This is a genomic window from Lutibacter sp. (assembly GCF_021647475.1).
Taxonomy (GTDB): domain Bacteria; phylum Bacteroidota; class Bacteroidia; order Flavobacteriales; family Flavobacteriaceae; genus Lutibacter.
Map to the genome: position 1 here is coordinate 44,719 of NZ_JAKIUR010000004.1, position 14,204 is coordinate 58,922.

The 14,204-nt window shown below is 28.7% G+C and carries 13 protein-coding genes; 2 read left to right on the top strand and 11 right to left on the bottom strand.

The window, feature by feature from the left end; genetic code table 11:
• Positions 1-199: 199 nt before the first annotated feature.
• Positions 200-1,378, bottom strand: a complete 1,179-nt coding sequence (locus tag L3J60_RS01755) for an MFS transporter (RefSeq protein ID WP_291973747.1) — start codon at positions 1,376-1,378, stop codon at positions 200-202.
• A 608-nt stretch (positions 1,379-1,986) separates the two neighbouring features.
• On the opposite strand from L3J60_RS01755, the gene L3J60_RS01760 reads away from it, so the two are divergent.
• Complete coding sequence (locus L3J60_RS01760) at positions 1,987-2,703, top strand: YebC/PmpR family DNA-binding transcriptional regulator (protein ID WP_291973748.1); 717 nt, start codon at positions 1,987-1,989, stop codon at positions 2,701-2,703.
• Here L3J60_RS01760 and L3J60_RS01765 read toward each other — a convergent pair.
• The 3 genes from L3J60_RS01765 to L3J60_RS01775 form a co-directional block, all read right to left on the bottom strand.
• Positions 2,690-3,778 (bottom strand): AMP-binding protein, encoded by a 1,089-nt coding sequence (locus L3J60_RS01765; RefSeq protein WP_291973750.1) that lies wholly within the window; start codon positions 3,776-3,778, stop codon positions 2,690-2,692. The two genes, L3J60_RS01760 and L3J60_RS01765, sit on opposite strands and share 14 nt — an antisense overlap.
• 67 nt (positions 3,779-3,845) lie before the next feature.
• Complete coding sequence (locus L3J60_RS01770) at positions 3,846-4,805, bottom strand: CPBP family intramembrane glutamic endopeptidase (protein ID WP_291973752.1); 960 nt, start codon at positions 4,803-4,805, stop codon at positions 3,846-3,848.
• 49 nt (positions 4,806-4,854) lie between these two features.
• Complete coding sequence (locus L3J60_RS01775; RefSeq protein ID WP_291973754.1) at positions 4,855-5,895, bottom strand: o-succinylbenzoate synthase; 1,041 nt, start codon at positions 5,893-5,895, stop codon at positions 4,855-4,857.
• Between the two features lie 69 nt (positions 5,896-5,964).
• On the opposite strand from L3J60_RS01775, the gene L3J60_RS01780 reads away from it, so the two are divergent.
• The gene (locus L3J60_RS01780) at positions 5,965-6,876 is read left to right on the top strand and encodes a sterol desaturase family protein (RefSeq protein ID WP_291973757.1); all 912 of its coding nucleotides are present in this window, start codon (positions 5,965-5,967) and stop codon (positions 6,874-6,876) included.
• 93 nt (positions 6,877-6,969) lie between these two features.
• Here the strand turns inward: L3J60_RS01780 and L3J60_RS01785 are convergent, their stop codons facing one another.
• From L3J60_RS01785 to L3J60_RS01815, 7 genes are all read right to left on the bottom strand, one after another.
• Positions 6,970-7,650, bottom strand: a complete 681-nt coding sequence (locus tag L3J60_RS01785; protein WP_291973759.1) for a metal-dependent hydrolase — start codon at positions 7,648-7,650, stop codon at positions 6,970-6,972.
• Positions 7,651-7,757: 107 nt separating this feature from the next.
• A complete protein-coding gene (locus L3J60_RS01790) occupies positions 7,758-10,028 on the bottom strand; it encodes a TonB-dependent receptor (protein ID WP_291973761.1) in 2,271 nt (756 codons plus the stop codon).
• A gap of 130 nt (positions 10,029-10,158) precedes the next feature.
• The gene (locus L3J60_RS01795) at positions 10,159-10,539 is read right to left on the bottom strand and encodes a hypothetical protein (protein WP_291973763.1); all 381 of its coding nucleotides are present in this window, start codon (positions 10,537-10,539) and stop codon (positions 10,159-10,161) included.
• A 66-nt stretch (positions 10,540-10,605) separates the two neighbouring features.
• Positions 10,606-11,511 (bottom strand): 1,4-dihydroxy-2-naphthoate polyprenyltransferase, encoded by a 906-nt coding sequence (locus L3J60_RS01800; RefSeq protein ID WP_291973766.1) that lies wholly within the window; start codon positions 11,509-11,511, stop codon positions 10,606-10,608.
• 30 nt (positions 11,512-11,541) lie between these two features.
• Positions 11,542-12,321: a (Fe-S)-binding protein gene (locus tag L3J60_RS01805; protein WP_291973768.1), complete on the bottom strand. Its 780-nt coding sequence runs from the start codon at positions 12,319-12,321 to the stop codon at positions 11,542-11,544.
• Between the two features lie 18 nt (positions 12,322-12,339).
• A complete protein-coding gene (locus tag L3J60_RS01810; protein WP_291973770.1) occupies positions 12,340-12,786 on the bottom strand; it encodes a phosphoheptose isomerase in 447 nt (148 codons plus the stop codon).
• Between the two features lie 20 nt (positions 12,787-12,806).
• Positions 12,807-14,111, bottom strand: coding sequence for a (Fe-S)-binding protein (locus L3J60_RS01815; protein ID WP_291973772.1), 1,305 nt, complete (start codon positions 14,109-14,111; stop codon positions 12,807-12,809).
• Positions 14,112-14,204: the final 93 nt, after the last annotated feature.

Here is a 14,204-nt window from a genome sequence, read left to right on the forward strand (position 1 = left end):
CAGGGTCGTATTCAATAAAACACTGATTATCAAACGGAAATGAGATGCTGAAACGAGCCTGCCTTGCCGACAGGCAGGTTCAGCATGACGTTGTTTTTTATTATTACTAATTACGGACATACAATTATTTTAAAAATGAGTAGAAAAATTATAAACTGTATTTCAATATTAAGATTTTACTACATTAAAAATCAAATGTTTAAAATAATTTAGTCTTTAATTTAACACCAAAAATTATATAAAAAATAACAACTATTGTAGCAATTCCTGTTATCAAAAATGTAGTAGATGCTCCAAATTGAAACCAAATTATTCCTGCCAATGAACTTGCAATCATAGCACAGATACTTTGAAAACCTGTAAACGTTCCTATAGCTGTTGCCACATTTTTTTTATCAACTAAATTGCTAATCCAAGCTTTTGAAATTCCTTCTGTTGCAGCCGCATAAATACCATAAAGCAGAAAAAATAATGCTATAACATAGCTATTAGAAGTTAAACTCATTCCAAAATAAACAATAGCAAAAATAAAAAGACCAAATACAAACATTTTTTTCAATCCTATTTTATCAGCCAAAACACCTAGTGGAAATGAAGTTAAAGCATAAATAAAATTGTAAAAAATATAAACTCCAATTACCCAAGTATCACTAAGCCCAACTTCTTTGGCTTTTAACAATAAAAAAACATCTGAACTATTAAATAAAGTAAATGCTAAAAGTCCAATTACTACTTTTTTATATTCAACTGGACTAGTTTTCCAATATTTTAAGAATAAAAATAACGTTGTTTTTTTCTTAGCTACTAAATTTTTTTCTTTTTTATCTTTAAGGTAAAACGTAGCATAAATGGCTAAAACTCCAGGGATGAAAGCAATATAAAAGAGATTTTTATAATCTTTTGGATAAAAATATAAATAAAGTAATGCCAAAAGTGGCCCTAATACCGCCCCCAAAGTATCCATAGAACGATGAAATCCAAATACTTTCCCTTTAGTTGAATTCGTTGCTTCATCAGATAACATGGCATCTCTTGCTCCTGTTCTAATTCCTTTTCCAAATCTATCTAAGGTACGTGCAAAGAAAATCCAAATGGGATATATAAAAACCGCCATCATTGGTTTTGAAATGGCACTTAAAGTATATCCTAACTGAACAAAAGGAACTCGTTTTCCCAAATTATCAGAACGTTTGCCAAAATAACCTTTACTTAATCCAGCAACTGCTTCTGCTACACCTTCAAGAATTCCAATAAGAACTATGGAAAAACCTATTTCTTTTAAATAAATAGGCATTATTGGGTAAAGCATTTCACTAGCGGTATCTGTAAATAGGCTTACTAATGATAATATCCAAACTGTTCTAGTAATCTGTTTCAATTGTATATTTAATTATTCATAATATGTTTAATGTATATCCGTTTTTAATCATATAGTTAATACGTCACCCTAAACCTTCTTGCCAGCAGGCAAGTTTATTTCAGGGTCTCAATTTATTATATTTATTTACAAGCATTATAAGATTCTGAAACAAGTTCAGAATGACGAACTTTATAAATTTATGAACTTTTACGGATATACAATATGTTTATGTTAAACAAATAATAACCCGTTGTGCATTATAACTTTTTAAACTTACTGTTACGTCAGTTCGAGTAATTTTTGATAAAAAATTGTATCGAGAACGGCTGTTTTTAAATAAAAAACCTATTCTCGATACTAATTTTAAGCCTAAAAAGGCTAAAATTCACTCGAATTGACGAAATTTTATCATAATGCACAACGGGTAAATAATGATTCACTTTTATTTGAAAAATAAAGGTTTTATAAAGATAATCAAATTCATTATAACTAATAAAAACTAACTTAATTCAAAAAATTAGTAATGAATATTAAAATTAATGTTGAATTAAACTAATCTAGTTTAAAATAATTGTAAAAGAGCAACGATATTTTTATATTTGCTTCGCTAAAAATAACAGATAATTATGGGAAGAGCCTTTGAGTTTAGAAAAGCACGAAAATTAAAACGTTGGTCAAAAATGGCTAAAACCTTTACTAAAATTGGTAAAAACATTGTAATGGCGGTTAAAGCTGGCGGACCAAATCCTGAAACTAATGCACATCTAAGAGCTGTAATTCAAAATGCAAAAGCAGCTAACATGCCCAAAGACAATGTTGAAAGGGCAATAAAAAAAGCTATTGATAAAGATACTGCCAATTATAAGGAAGTTATTTTTGAAGGACATGCACCACACGGAATTGCTGTTTTGGTAGAAACTGCTACAGATAATAACAATAGAACTGTTGCCAATGTACGTGCAGTTTTTACTAAATGTGATGGTAATTTAGGCACGTCAGGCTCTGTAATTTTTATGTTTGACCATACGTGTAATTTTACCATTAAAAAAGAAGATTTAAAAATTGATTTAGAAGAATTTGAATTAGAAGTTATTGATTTTGATGTTGAAGAAATTTTTGAAGATGAAGAAGGAATTCATATTTATGCTCCTTTTGAGCAATTTGGTGCTATTCAAAAATATTTAGAAGATAATGCAATTGAAATTTTATCTTCTGATTTTGAGCGAATTCCAACTACTACAACTAAACTTTCAGAAAAAGCACAGGCCGATGTTGAAAAATTATTGGAACGATTAGAAGATGAAGATGATGTACAAAACGTGTATCATTCTATGGAAATGTAACTATTTTCTTTAATGTTTCTTTTCTATTAATTTTTTCAGTTGGTGTTTTTACTAATTTATCAACAAAAAAGATTTCTTTAGGTTTTTGATATTTATCAAGTGTTTTTAATGAATTAATTTGATTGAAAATAAATTCTTTAGTGCTATTTTGATTTGAATTTTCAATAACCAAAATTAATTTTTCACCTAATTTTTCATCTTTAATTCCGGCTACAAAAAATTCATTTTTAATACATTTACTTAATTTACTTTCTATTTCTTCAGGAAATAACTTTACACCACCAGAATTTATAATAGTATCTAAACGGCCAATCCATTTAAATTCAGTTGAAGAAATTATTTCTACAATATCATTAGTTACTATTTTAGTATCTGAAATATTTGGAGCATTAATTACCAAACAATTTCTATCATCTTTTGAAATTTTGATGTTTGGGAGTGCTTGATAAAGAGATTGCTTCGTTTCACTCGCAATGACGGTTTTAAAATTATTCAATCTTTTAACAGCAATATGTGTAATGGTTTCTGTCATTCCGTACGTTGCAAAAACTGTTGTATCAATATTTTGAAGTTGCTTTAATAAATGGTTTGAAACTGGAGCTCCGCCCACTATTATTTTTTTAACATTAGAAAGGTTATCCAACGAATTTTCTAATTGCAACGGCACCATGGCCAAAAAATCATATTTTTTAATATTATTTTTTAAAGGATTAGAAATAGGCTCTATAAAATCTAAATTCCAACCTAAAGTAAGTGCTCTCACCAACATCATTTTACCAGCAATATAATTAACTGATAAACAAAGTAATGCATTGGTATTTTCAGAAAGATTAAAAAATTCACCTGTAGCTAAAGCACTATTTACCATATACTGTTTTTTAAGCAAAATGCTTTTTGGCTTACCTGTAGAACCCGAAGTTTGCACTTTAACAACATCATTTTTATCAAACCATTTTTCTAAAAAATTAAAAACAGTTACAGACAAATCTTTAGAAAAATTCAATAATTCTTCAACTGATTTAAAGGATTTTCCTTGCAATTTAAATGCTCTATGAAATTTTTGTTCTTTGTTCAAATCTTAATTTATTCTTTCAAAATTATAAAATTCCTGCCTATGCAGAAATGACTATTTTTTATTATTTCTACGCTATAAACTCATTTTCATTTAACTCAATAGGTTTTCTAATAGTTCCCATTAATTTTTCTTGCCAATTAGTCCAGTTATATTTCTTTGAAAATATATACAATATAATTGGATATAAAATTAAAACCGGCACAAACATTTCCCATCCAACAGAAGGTTCGGAAGTATCAATAAATAAAGCATCGGTTTGAAAAACAGTCCAATTTGCAGTAACTAAAACAGCGGCGGTAATATTATTTGCGGCGTGAAACCCAAGTGATAATTCTGTACCTTCATCCATCAACGTAAAAATTCCTAAAACCAAACCTGTACCAATATAATATACCATACTTATGTATCCTAATTTTTGAACTTCAGGATTTAATCCGTGTAATAAGCCGAAAATTACCGATGTTAAAATTAATGCAACTGCCGATTTTTTAAACCAAGTACCAAAACCCTGCATTAAATAACCTCTAAAAAGTAACTCTTCCATACTTGTTTGAATGGGTAATAAAAAGAAAGAAACCAATACTAATATGATAAAAGATATTGGCTTAAAATTCCAAACAAAATCTTTTGGTGAAATAGCATAACTGATGATTAACATTATTATTCCTATACTTCCCCAAACAAAAAAAGAATAAAAAAATCGACTCCAATCTACTTTTTCACGACTTGTAATTAAACTTGTAATTGTACGTTTATGAATAAATTTTATTCCGGCAAATAAACTTAAAAGCCCAAATAAAAAGGAAATGATAATTAAAACCAAATACAAATTAGAGTTAATGCCTAATGTTGCAAAATTATCATTGGCAGCAATTAAAAATTCATTCATATTACCTGAATAATAATATGCTACACCAACCAATGGTAAAACTCCAACAAACTGCCACCCAATAAACAGAAATATTAATGTTACCAAATACGCCCACCAATCGTTATTTCCAGTATATGCTTTTTGTATAAATTTCATTCCTTTTATTTTAAATTTGTAAAAGTGCTTAGACAAATTCAGTACTTAATTATTTTAATAAACTTAAATCCCAATTAATTGTATTGTTATAATGTAATTTTCCACTTTTAACTTCTAACGGACTTGCAATATTATTGGTAAATAAACTTCCGGTTCCTAAACCTTGTGGCATTTTTGTTTGTAAATTATACGTCCATTGTGCAATGGCATTTAAACCTATATTGCTCTCTAAAGCCGAGGTAATCCACCAACCAACTTGTTGATTTTCAGCTAAATTAATCCATTCCTCACTACCTTTAAATCCACTAACTAAACTTGGTTTTAAAATTATGTATTGCGGATTTATTATTTGTAGCATTTCTTGCTTTTTTGTTACATCAAAAACCCCAATTAATTCTTCATCCAACGCAATTGGAATAGGTGTTTTTTCACATAATGCTGCCATTTCATCAAACTGTCCTTGTTTTATTGGTTGTTCAATAGAATGAATTTCGAAATCAGCTAAAATTTTTAATTTTTCTAAAGCATTTTTTGGTGAAAAAGCTCCGTTAGCATCAACACGCAATTCAATTTCATTTGAAGAATATTCTTTTCTAATATTTCTAAGCAAAGCTATTTCAGTATCAAAATCAATAGCACCAATTTTCATTTTAATTACGGTAAATCCTGCATTTAATTTAGCTGCAATTTGTTGTTTCATAAAAGATTTATCGCCCATCCAAATTAATCCATTAATTGAAATTGCATCTTCAGATTGTGTAAATTTAGAAGGAAATAATTCAAAATGATTTTTACTTTGTAAAGACAATAATGCCTGTTCCAACCCAAATTGAATAGAAGGAAACGCTGTTAATTCTTGTAATAAAAAGTTACTATTTTCATTGATATGATTACAAAGCCAGTGTAATTTTTGTTTGTAGTTTGGAACATCATCATAACTCAATCCTTTAAAAACAGCACATTCTCCTATTCCTATCTTGTTTCCATCAGTAATTTTTAAAAAATAAGTTTCTTTGATTCGTAAAATTCCTCTTGATGTACCACTTGCTTGTTTAAATTGTAATCTATATTTTTGATAAGTTGCTTTCATTTTTAATTCAAATCCGAAATGTACAACTAATAACTAATTTATTTAAATGATAAAACTATAAAATTAGCCATGACTATTCCGCAAATACCTAATTTAATACTTTATGCAATTCCATTTTTTATTGTTAGCGTTATTGTGGAGGGATTTATTATTTACAAAAAGAAACCTGACTCTTATAATTTAAAAGATTCCATAGCTTCAATTACTATGGGAATTGGGAATTTAGTTTCTAACTTACTCAGTAAAATATGGGTAGTTTTTATTTTTATTTATTTATATGAAAATTTTAGAATTTTTACCATTCCGTTTGCTTGGTGGAGCTGGATATTGATTTTGTTTGCTGATGATTTTTGTTATTATTGGTTTCATAGAATAAGTCATGAAAGTCGGTTTTTTTGGGCATCGCATATTGTACACCATTCTTCTCAAAAATATAATTTAAGTACTGCATTGCGTCAAACTTGGACTGGTGGTTTTTTTAGCTTTATTTTTTATTTGGCACTTCCCATTTTAGGTTTTCATCCTTTAATGATATTTACTCAAATGAGTATTAATTTGCTATATCAATATTGGATTCATACCGAATTAATACATAAAATGCCAAAATGGTTTGAAGCAGTATTTAATACGCCATCACACCACCGAGTTCATCATGGTTCAAATCCAATATATTTAGATAGAAATTATGCAGGAATTTTTATAATATGGGATAAATTATTTGGCACATTTCAGCCAGAATTAGCAAATGAGAAAGTGAATTATGGATTAACGACAAACATAAATACATTTAATCCTTTTACGATTGCATTTCATGAATGGATTTCCGTTTTTAAAGAAGCTTTTATTTCTAAAACTTCATTGATAAATAAACTAAATTATTTTATTAAACCACCTGGTTGGAAGGATGATGGCACTGGAAAAATGGCAACAGATTTACGTGAAGAATGGATAAAAAATAATATTGAGAATAGCTCTTTTTAAATAAAAAAACCTATTCTAGATACTAATTTTAAGCCTAAAAAGGCTTAAAATCACTCGAATTGACGTAATTTATCAAAATACACAACGGGTTAATTACAATTTGATATTAGCTCCAATTGGTAATAAAAACAACTCTTTTTTTGCTTTAGAAAATTTTTCAATTGCTTTTTTGTGATCAATTTTAATATATCCAAAAGTATCATAATGATAACCTAAAATTTTATTGCAATTTAAAAATGCACTTGCTTTTATGGCTTCATCAACACCCATAGTAAAATTATCGCCTATTGGTAAAATAGCTAAATCTAGCTCACCTATTACTTCCGGAATTAATTTCATATCATAACTTAATGCTGTATCACCAGCAATATATAACCTGTGATGGTTGGTTTCAAGTACAAAACCACCAGGTTGTCCACCATAACTACCATCAGGAAACGAGCTAGAATGAATAGCGTTGATATAATGTACCGTACCAAAATCAAATTTCCATTTTCCGCCGTGATTCATTGGGTGACCTTCTATTCCTTTTTCTTCAAAATGAGTTACAATTTCAAAATTAGAGATTACTTTTGCTCCAGTTCTTTTTGCGATAGCTTCCACATCTAAAATATGATCTTGATGTGCGTGAGTTACTAAAATATAATCTGCTTGTAATTTATCAATATTAATTTTTTTGGCTAATTCATTTCCAGAAATAAATGGATCAATTAGTAATGTTTTATCTTTAGTTTCAATACTTAAACTTGCGTGGCCTAAATAGGTTATTTTCATGGTAAGTTGCGTTTAGATGGTTTACTGCAATTTACTAAATAAAATTCATAAAAAAAACCACGATTTTTTTTACTTTCGTGGTTTATCAAACAACAATTGCTACCTACTTAAAATTTATATTTAATGTAGGTAGTAAAATTTCTACCCGGTTCTAATATTTTACCTGATAATGTATTTGAACCTTTAAATGAATAATTTAAATGTTCATAATAGGCTTTATCAAAAATATTTAATGCTGCAAAACCTACTGTTAAATTATGAATTGGCTCAAATCCTGCTCTAAAATCCATAGTTCCAAAACCAGGAGATTCCGTTTCCATAAAAGAACTTGAAATTCTGTTTTGTTTAGCAACCAATCTTGAATTTAGTGCAAACCAAAATTTAGAAGTTTCATATTTTGCACCAAGTATTGCCATAAAAGGAGGAATTTGTGGTAAAGGTTCATTTAAATCCTTATTTTCAGCTCTTGTATAAGAAATACTTGAAGTAAATTCTAGATTTTGAGAAGCCTTATAATCCATATTAAATTCAAATCCTACTTGCGAAGCTTTATTTAAATTTACAAATTGTCTTGTATAAATAGGTGGTGTTGTTGGCATAAATTTACGAGGAATATTAGCATTTACTTCTGCTGAAATATAATCTTCTAAGAACGAATAAAAAACAGTTCCGCTTAATTTAAATGCAGTCAATTGTTTACTAAACGACCATTCTATTTGATTATTAACTTCAGGTTTTAAATTTGGATTACCAACATATTCGTAAGGATCAACTCCTACATTAAAATGATTAATATAACGTTCAATCATAGAAGCAGTTTTTACACCTCTACCAAAAGCTAGTTGTGTTTGAAATCCATTATGTTGGTATTTAAATGAAATATTTCCACTTATATTAACTTCATTATCACTTGGTATTGTTCCTCCATAAAGTACCTCAAAATCTGTTGCAGCATCATCAATAAAAGTGTTTATAAAATCAGCTCTAATTCCTGAAGATATAGAAAAGTAATTATTGATTTTAAATTTGCCTTGTGTAAAAATACCAATATCATTTAAACTAGCATCTTGCCAAACTTTATCTACAAATGTTTTTGGAGTAGGAAGCGTCATTCCATTCATCTTTTTAACAACTCTAGTTCTATTTCCTTTTCTGTCAATTAAATTTGCATCAGCACCTACAAAAAGTTTAGATTGATTTGCAATTTTAATTGTAAACTCAGCCTTCCCCCCGTAAACCCAGGAATTAACTGGTGTTCTAGCTTCAACCATCATGAAATTTGGGCGATGTTCATTTGTCATTAAATGATCTACATACGAGTAAAAAGTTTTAAATGTGAAACTATTTATTTTGCTAGTTAAATCTGTAATTTTATAATCTAAACCTACTAATAAACTGTTATCAAAAGGAGAATCCATAGGTAAACCTGCGTGATCAATATCGCTACCAAAAGATTGTCTCCAAGTTAATTGAATACGTTGTTTATTGGTGGGATTCATACCAACTTTAACAGAATAATCATTTGTTCTAAAAGAAGAAGGAACTTCTGTTCCGTTTCCATCGGTATAATTACTAAAATCACGATGCGAACCATTTAATTGCACATCAAATTTTTCATTGGCATAAAATAAATTAACTCCGTTTACAAAATTGCTTCCGTTGGTTTCATAACCACCCTCGACACTTCCATGAAAACCATATTGATTTTTTGAAGGATTTTTGGTGACTAAATTTATGATTCCTCCAAAATTAGAACCAAACCGAACGGTAAAAGGTCCTTTTACTATTTCAATTTTTTCTATTTCTTCAGGAATTACATGAGTTGTAATAGGATCCATTCTATTTGGACAAGCATTTACTATTTTCATACCTCCATCATATTGAACGTTTAATTGTTCATATTTAAAAGCCCTAAATACGGGTTCCGAAGCATAAGCTCCTCGTTTTACAATACCAAATCCATTAATATCTTTAAATAAACTACCCACACTTCTTGGCTGACTTATTCTTTTTTCAGCATCGTTTATTACGGTAGATTGTGATATATCATCTAACGGATTTGCAGTAACTAAAATTTCATTAAGTTCTATTTGAGCAGGTTGAAGTGCTATAACTTGGTGGTTTATAATAGTTACTGTTTTAGATTTAAAACCTAAATGTGAGATTAATATTTTACTGTTTGAATTGGCTTCTACTGAGAATTCTCCATTCCTATTGGTTACCGTATAAGTATTAGTCTTAATAACTTTTATTGAAGCATTTTCTATTGGGTTATTCGTGTTTTCTGCTATTATCTTTCCTTTAAAGGTTGATAATTGAGCAAAAGTTATAGTGCTTATAAGCACAAACAATAGGGTAAATAATTGTTGTTTTTTCATTATTGTGTGTAATATAAAATTGCAAACACAAGTATATATGTATCTGTTAATTAATAAATTAAAATGATTATTTGTTGAATTTAGATAGCTATTAAATCAATAGTATTTCAACAGAAAAAATTAAGAAAGTTTAAGCTATTTTTGGCGGTTTTAAAACTGATTGGTAGACTTCTAACGGAATACAATTCTTATCATTTTTAATGATTAAATGACTATTTTTCAAAGTTTTAAATGAATAGTCTATTTGAACAATTAATATTACTGGAAAATTGTCAAAATTAATTTTTGGCACGTTAGATTCATGATTTTGATCATCATGGTTTACTTTATTTAATTCTTTAGCTAAATAACATTTTCCATTACATTCCAAAAAGGGTTTGTCTTTGTTTTCGCATAACTCCGTTACAATATAGTTGTAGTTAGCATAATATTCCACAATAGGAATTAACGGTTTTACCATGGCTAACAGATACAGCAAATAAAAAAATATGGCTAACGTTTTTACTTTCAATATTATAATTTTATTATAAAAGACAAAATTATCTTTTTATCTTTATTAAAAAAATGATAAAAATCATTAAATCGATGGCAAAAGTAAACTAATTCCAAATAAAATTGCAAATAAAAAAGTACTTAATGCTAATTTTTTTAATTCTGGATCTAATAATTTTGGTATTTTATTATGATAAACAACCAACATATGTTTTAAAATAGGTATAAAAGCAATTACAAATAAGAATTGAAAAAAGTTTTGAAAATTTAAAACAACATAAATAATTGCTGTTATAAATGCCGTTACTAACAAAAAATAATGATAATTTTTAGCTGAATGTTCTCCAATTTTAACAACCAAAGTGTTTTTATTTGAAGCTATGTCAGAATCTCTATCTCTCATATTATTTAAATTTAAAACGCCTACACTTAAACATCCAATGGAAATAGCAGGTAAAAGCAATTCGAAATTTAATTGCTTAGTATATAAATAATAACTACCAACCACACTAAGTAAACCGAAAAACAAGAACACAAAAATATCGCCTAAACCACTATATCCGTATGCTTTTTTTCCAACAGTGTACTTAATGGCTGCAACTATACTTGCAATGCCTAAAATTAAAAAGATAGCAATGTTAAGTAAATCTTCCTTTTTAAAGGATATATAAATTAGTAAAATTGCAATTATAAAAGTAATAGCTATGGACACCTTAATAGCTGTTAGCATTTGCTTTGGAGAAATAACGCCACTTTGAATAGCACGTTTTGGGCCTACTCTATCATTATTATCTGTTCCTTTAATACCATCACCATAATCATTGGCAAAATTTGATATTATTTGAAAACCAACGGTTGTTAATAAAGCTAGAATGCATATTAGCCAATTAAAATAGCCTTGAGATGCTGCTATAAAACTACCTACAATAATACCTGAAATAGATAAAGGTAACGTCCGTAAACGAGCAGCTTCAATGTAGTGTTTAATCATATAAAGTAAAATGGTGTTCAGATTGCTAATTTACAAATCTTCTGCATTTGCAATAAGTTCAGCAATATCTAATACTTCAATTTCATTTTCTTTATCAGCAGCTTTTATACCATCAGTCATCATTGTATTACAGAATGGACAACCGGTAGCAATAATATTTGGATTAGTTTTTAATGCGTCTTCAGTGCGTTCAATATTAATATCTTTATTCCCTTTTTCGGCATCTTTAAACATTTGAGCTCCACCTGCACCACAACAAAGTCCTTTTGCTCTACTGCGTTTCATTTCAACAAGTTCACTATCTAATTTTTTTATTAAATCGCGTGGAGCTTCATAAATATCATTTGCTCTTCCTAAATAACAAGGATCATGAAAAGTTATTTTCTTCCCTTTAAATTTTCCTCCTTCAATAGTAAGTCTTCCTTCATCTAATAATGATTTTAAAAATTCAGTATGATGATATACTTGATATTTACCACCTAACTCTGGATATTCATTTTTAAAAGTATTAAAACAATGCGGGCAAGCGGTTACAATTTTTTTAACCTCATAGCCATTTAAAACCTCAATATTAGTCATTGCTTGCATTTGAAATAAAAATTCATTTCCAGCTCTTTTAGCTGGATCGCCAGTACAACTTTCTTCGGTACCTAACACAGCAAAGTCAACGTTTGCTTTATTTAATATTTTAACAAAAGCTTTGGTTATTTTTTTTGCTCTATCATCAAAGCTTCCTGCACATCCTACCCAAAATAAAACTTCTGGTTGTTTTCCTTGAGCCATCATTTCGGCCATTGTTGGTACATTCATATTAAATTTATTTATATTTTAATTATGTTTTTCGTCATCAAATACTTCAATAACAACTGATTTTGAAACTAAATCTGTAAATTTCCCATTATATCGAGTTGCTTTTACTAAATGATTATCAATCCAATGATAATTTCCTCCTCTAGGTTTTCCCATCAGCAAACTATGATATCTAAATCCGTGTTTTTTTAACCAAGTTTCTGTATTTGCTCGGTGAATTTCTGTTCTGGAAGTAAAAAAACAGATCATATGCCCATCATCAAACCATTTATTTAATGTTTTTAAAGCATCTGGATATACTTCAGCAGTTAACATTCGTTCAGGTTCTTCATTTGGAATATCATCACAAATGGTTCCATCAATATCTATTAAATAATTTTTAACTCCTTTTGGTAAAACAGGACTAATATGTAATCCTTTTTCAACTTTTTCACTTAACAATTTAGAAACCTCTTCTTTATTCACTTTTTGATATTTTTAGTAGTTTATTCGTCTTTCCAATTTAATCTGTCCATTTGACTATATTGCCAAGGTGCTCCGTTATTTTCAATATTAGTCATCATCATATTTAATTCTTGTGGTGCTGCAGATTGTTCTAAAACTAGGTATCTACGAATATCCATAATGATAGATAACGGATTGATGTTTACTGGGCATTCTTCAACACAAGCATTACAACTTGTGCACGCCCAAACTTCTTCTGGAGTAATATAATCGCCTAATAGCTGTTTGCCATCGTCTTTAAATGCTCCGTTTTTATCTATATTTTTACCAATTTCTTCAATTCTATCTCTGGTTTTCATCATTATAGCTCTTGGAGATAATTCTTTTCCTGTAATATTTGCTGGACACGATGAAGTACATCTACCACATTCGGTGCAAGTATAAGCGTTCATTAATTGTACCCAGTTTAAATCGGTAACATCACTTGCACCAAACTTTTCAGGAGTTTCATTTTCATCTTCTGCAGGGGTTGCAAATGGATCAGCATTTGGATCCATCATTAATTTAACTTCTTTAGTAACGGCTTCTAAATTATCAAATTTTCCTTTTACATTTAAGTTAGCATAATAGGTGTTTGGAAATGCTAAAAGAATATGTAAATGTTTTGAATAATATAGATAATTTAAAAATATAAAGATTCCGGTTATGTGTAACCACCAAGCACCTTGCTCAATTAAATGAATGGAATGTTCGCTAAAAAAATCATTAAATATTGGTGTTAAAAAACGACTTATTGGATTGCCAAAATGAAAAGTTTGAAACTCTGGGTCTGTAGCGTTCATTATTAAAAACAAACTCATCAACACCATTTCAAAATATAAAATATTTAAGGCATCGTTTTTTGGCCAGCTGGTCATTTCTTTACTCCAAAACCGAGGAATTCTGACAATCATTCTTCTAATCCAAAAAATGATTACAGCTATTAAAACTAGGAATGCTAAAATTTCAAATGAACCTATTAAAACATCATAGAATCCTCCCAGAAATGAAAATATTCTATGCGTACCAAATAAACCATCAATTATAATTTCAACTACTTCAATATTAATAATTATAAAACTTGCATAAACAATAACGTGTAAAATTCCTGCAATTGGACGCTTAACCATTTTAGATTGCCCCAAGGCTATCATAGCCATGTTTTTCCATCTAGCTTTTGGATTATCAGAACGATCAATATCTTTTCCAAGTTTAATATTTCTTGTTAATTTTTTGATATTTATAACAAAAAACCCGATACCTACCACTAATAAAATTGCAAAAAGTATATTGTTTATATAATTCATAATATATGCTTAATAATTTATGGTTTATTCAAAATACAAATTCAAATTAAGTTATTTAAACCAATTTCAAATTTAACTGAATAATTTTAAATT

What these genes read in the sequence shown, in the direction of transcription:
- L3J60_RS01800 (WP_291973766.1), bottom strand. Translation starts at nt 11,511, where the DNA reads ATGATTAAACACTACATTGAAGCTGCTCGTTTACGGACGTTACCTTTA.
- L3J60_RS01815 (WP_291973772.1), bottom strand. Translation starts at nt 14,111, where the DNA reads ATGAATTATATAAACAATATACTTTTTGCAATTTTATTAGTGGTAGGT.
- L3J60_RS01785 (WP_291973759.1), bottom strand. Translation starts at nt 7,650, where the DNA reads ATGAAAATAACCTATTTAGGCCACGCAAGTTTAAGTATTGAAACTAAA.
- L3J60_RS01770 (WP_291973752.1), bottom strand. Translation starts at nt 4,805, where the DNA reads ATGAAATTTATACAAAAAGCATATACTGGAAATAACGATTGGTGGGCG.
- L3J60_RS01775 (WP_291973754.1), bottom strand. Translation starts at nt 5,895, where the DNA reads ATGAAAGCAACTTATCAAAAATATAGATTACAATTTAAACAAGCAAGT.
- L3J60_RS01805 (WP_291973768.1), bottom strand. Translation starts at nt 12,321, where the DNA reads ATGAATGTACCAACAATGGCCGAAATGATGGCTCAAGGAAAACAACCA.
- L3J60_RS01780 (WP_291973757.1), top strand. Translation starts at nt 5,965, where the DNA reads ATGACTATTCCGCAAATACCTAATTTAATACTTTATGCAATTCCATTT.
- L3J60_RS01790 (WP_291973761.1), bottom strand. Translation starts at nt 10,028, where the DNA reads ATGAAAAAACAACAATTATTTACCCTATTGTTTGTGCTTATAAGCACT.
- L3J60_RS01760 (WP_291973748.1), top strand. Translation starts at nt 1,987, where the DNA reads ATGGGAAGAGCCTTTGAGTTTAGAAAAGCACGAAAATTAAAACGTTGG.